The organism is Streptomyces sp. NPDC001858, assembly GCF_053594615.1.
On sequence record NZ_JBSFEV010000101.1, the window covers coordinates 1 to 3,662 of the forward strand.

Sequence of the window (3,662 nt, forward strand, 5' to 3'; positions counted from 1 at the left end):
ACCCCCGCGCCTGAACCAAGCCCGATCAGCCATGGGACCAGGACGTCGCCGCAATGCAAAGTCATCACAGCTGGTGAATGTGCGGTAGCAAGCATGGTGCTCACGTGCACGGTGCTTGTGGGCAATCCGGGGCGGACTCAGCCGGCAACAGGCATGGCAAGCGCGCCGTCATGTTGGTTGGCGGTCAGGTAAATGTCAGCGTTGAGTCGGAGGCCTGACGTGAGTGCTTTCAGCGTTCTTGCCGTTCTTACCGTCGTCATAGCAATAGTCGCCAGCACTCTGACGTACCCGCTCGTCCGCCGCGACCTCAGCCCGGTGGGTGCGTTGCTGGCGGTCGGGTGCGTTGCCGTCGGCGCCGGCTGGCTGTTGACGCTCTTCCATGCGTTGCCCGGCTTCGCCGCCGGGCTCGTGGTCTGTTTGGTGGCGCGCCGACGGTTGACGGGTACGCAGACGATGGTGGCCGGTGGCGCAGGTTATGTCGTCGGCACGCTGCTGTCCGTTGGTGCCCTGATCACGGCCCTCAACGGTATGTAGAGCATGCCGTTGTCAGGTCGTCCGTGGGCTGGGTGGGTGCGCATGGCGGTCAGGTGCGGAAAGCGGCACGGCGGAGAACCCCCTGAAGGGTGGTGCCGTGTGCCACGGCCGCGACCTGGGCGGCGTAGGTGTCCATCCCCTCCGTGCCGCTGCCGTCGAGACCGGTCAGCCGAGGCAGCAGATCACCGAAGGCGTTGACCTCACCGACCACGAACCGCCGCCACCCGGTGGCGGGCAGCAGATCGACACCGACGCACAGCGTCCCGGGAAAGCAGGCGGCGGCCCGCTCGGCGAGACCGAGCACATCACTGGCCCAGTCCACCCCCGCCGCCGCGGTGGCGGCCCGGGCCGCGGCCAGATCGCCACGTATGCCGCCGAGGTGGAGGTTGGTCATCGGGGAGCGGCTCGCGCGGACGACGGCATGCGTGGCCCGGCCGCCGACCACCACGACCCTCAGGTCGGCTGAGCGGCCGGACTGCGCCGCCTTGGGCAGCCAGCGCTCGATGTGCAGCCCGTCCGGCGCGAGGGTGTCCACGATCGCCGCGATGTCCGTCTCCCGTGCATATCCGCGCACCCGCAGGGAGTTGAACAGCTCGCCCTCCGGAGTGAGTTCGACGGAGGTGACGGCACGGAACCGGCCGGGACCGGCCGCCGTGACGGCCAGCACGCCGGACGCCGACGAGCCGTGCGCGAGCTTCACGAAGGCGCGCCGCATCCCCTCGTCGGAGATCAGCGCCGCCCGTGCGTCGTCCCAGCCGCCGATCCGCGGGGCGTCGGGTCCCGAGGTCGGCGACGGCGGGACCGCGACCCCGGCCGCGCTCAGCACGCCATGGCACAGCCGCTTGTCGAACATCTCGGCGAGCTCGGCCGGATCGTCCAGCAGGGTGGCGCCGGCCTCCCACGCGGCGGTTGCGACCTCCCGTACGGCGCCGGTGAACCGCGCGTACCAGCGGCCCATGCCCTCCACCCGCGCCGGGTCGCCGGGCCCCCGGAGTTGCCGTTCCACCTCCTCGTCCTCGCCCGGTGAGTCGATCCGTACGGTCTCGCCGGGCTCGAACCGCGCCCCGTCGCGCAGCACATCGCGCCAGGCCAGCAGCCTGGGCGCGGGCAGTCCGGCCGCCCGTACGGCGGCGCAGAACATCGTCACCCGGCGGTTGTGCGGATTGCCGACGACCGCGAAGCGGGGCTCGCCCGGCCGCGGCGCGACGGGCAGCCCGGACAGCGGCCACGCCGGCTTATTCGGAGATGGCGACATAGCGCTGGTCGTCGTCGTCCAGGCTCACCGTCGAGGACAGGTCGACCTCAACTCCGTTCGGTTCCAGCGCCTCGCGGACCCGGCGCACGGCCTCCTCGGTCAGATAGTTGTGCTGGAGGTCGAGCCGGGAGAGGTGGGTGAGCGACTGCCCGCCGAGCAGGGCGTCGGCACCGACGTCGGAGAGCGTGCCGTGGGAGAGGCTGAGGGAGTCGAGCCGGGCCACCACGGGGGCGGTGGCGACAGCGGCGGCGATCTCGTCCTGGAACTCGCTGTTCTGGATGCCGAGATGGCGCAGTGCCGGGAAGTGACCGCCGGCGAGCAGCGGCGCGAGGTCGTCGAGGGTGATGTCGGAGCCCCATTCCTTGGCACCCAGCCACAGTTCCAGATGCTCCAGCGCGGGGAGTTCGCTGCCCATGATCCCCTGGACGACCCCCTTCCACAGCCCGCCCGACTCGAACCTGAGATCACGCAGCTTGTCGTGGCGTACGGGCCTCAGTCCCACGTCGAAGGTGCCCCGCACGGAAAGGTTCTCCAACTGCGGGAACGCCTCCAGGAGGTGCGTGACATCGGCCATGTAGCCCTCGGACGTCTGGTCCCGGTCGCCGAGGAACAGGGCGCGCAGATTGGTCATCCGTGACGCGTCGTCCGTCAGCAGCTTGAGCACGGGCTCCAGCTTCTTATGGCTCTCCCCGTCGTCGTCGTAGGTCCACCACTGGCCGATGACCAGAGCCTTGAGCGTACCGAGGTCGGCGTTCTCCTTGAACTGCTGCCACACCTCGGGGAACGTGCGCTCGTTCTCCCAGTCGTAGCACAGCCGAACGGCCCAGCCGGACACGTCGGCGCTATCCGACATCTCCCAGTCGAAGACGAGGTATCCGGCGAATTCCCTCAGTTCGTCGAAGAACATGAGCTGCTCTTTTCTTTCGACTTGCCTGTCAGCGAGCGGTGTTCACTCGGAGGCGACGGTGCGGCAGCAGAGCCTTGCGGACACGGGCACAGCACCCCGACCGACTCCGGGTACTGTAAACGGTTCTATCGAGCGGCACCGACAACAGTGATCGCGAGCCCCCAATTCGGCTTGCTTACAACGGAGTTGTCACATAGGACCTGGTCTGCCCTCCGTCGTCTTCTTCGTCGTCCTCTTCGCGGTCCTGCAAGAGGGCCGCCGCCTGCGAGGTGGCCCACCTGCCCAAGCCCGCGATAGGGCGGATCGCCGACCTGTGTCCGGGCGGGGCGAAGACCGACGCGAAGCTGGAACGCCACGCAGATCCCCGGCCGCCCTGCGCAGAGCCGGCCGCCGCGGGCCCGTCGAGGTCATCCGCCCCAAGGACCCGCGCGTGGCCCAGCGGCTGATCGACAACGTCTTCGACACGCTCGGCGAACAGGGCGTGGTCGTCCCCGGGACCGGCACCCTCGACATCGTGATCCTGTCCCTGCCCGCTCGCCCGCCCGCCGCCCTGCGTGGCGCCCGGTACCAGGGACGTCGATGTCGCCCTCGCAGCGGCGCGGCACCAACTGCCCGGCGCCCGCCCTAGGCACGACTCCCTACTCCGTACTCACGGTCGGCTGGCCTCATGTCTTCGAGAACAGATCCAGTGACCGGGGGCGGCGTCCGCCGTAGGAGTCGTTTTTGTACGGCTTCGCCGGATGACACCAGCTCCATGTCATCCGGCACACCACGTTCCTGAGCGCCGCCCCGTCCTCTTGACCGCCCTGCGGCCCTCGCGCAGGGCCGTTTCGCCTTCCGGCCCCGGGGGGGGGCCGGCCGGTGGGCCACGCGGTCGGCGAGACGGCCCTACTCCTTGAGAACGGCCTCGGCCAGGACGTTCGCCCGGATCGCCTGGCTGATCGGGCTTGGTTCAGGCGCGGGGGC

General features: G+C 69.7%; 3 protein-coding genes and 1 pseudogene. 2 read left to right on the forward strand and 2 right to left on the reverse strand.

Features of this window, described 5'->3' with window-relative positions:
* The first annotated feature begins 219 nt into the window (after positions 1–219).
* A complete protein-coding gene (locus ACWCPF_RS45235; protein WP_451050998.1) occupies positions 220–534 on the forward strand; it encodes a hypothetical protein in 315 nt (104 codons plus the stop codon).
* A gap of 49 nt (positions 535–583) precedes the next feature.
* Here the strand turns inward: ACWCPF_RS45235 and ACWCPF_RS45240 are convergent, their stop codons facing one another.
* Both ACWCPF_RS45240 and ACWCPF_RS45245 read right to left on the reverse strand, forming a co-directional pair.
* Positions 584–1,789 carry an STM4014 family protein gene (locus ACWCPF_RS45240; protein WP_451050999.1) on the reverse strand — a complete coding sequence of 402 codons (1,206 nt, stop codon included), beginning with the start codon at positions 1,787–1,789 and terminating at the stop codon, positions 584–586.
* The gene (locus ACWCPF_RS45245) at positions 1,770–2,696 is read right to left on the reverse strand and encodes an STM4015 family protein (protein ID WP_451051000.1); all 927 of its coding nucleotides are present in this window, start codon (positions 2,694–2,696) and stop codon (positions 1,770–1,772) included. Before ACWCPF_RS45245 ends, ACWCPF_RS45240 begins: the two co-directional genes overlap by 20 nt.
* Before the next feature lie 251 nt (positions 2,697–2,947).
* Here ACWCPF_RS45245 and ACWCPF_RS45250 point away from each other — a divergent pair.
* Positions 2,948–3,231 (forward strand): annotated as a pseudogene (locus ACWCPF_RS45250) (IS110 family transposase); the annotation flags it as partial.
* Positions 3,232–3,662 lie beyond the last annotated feature (431 nt).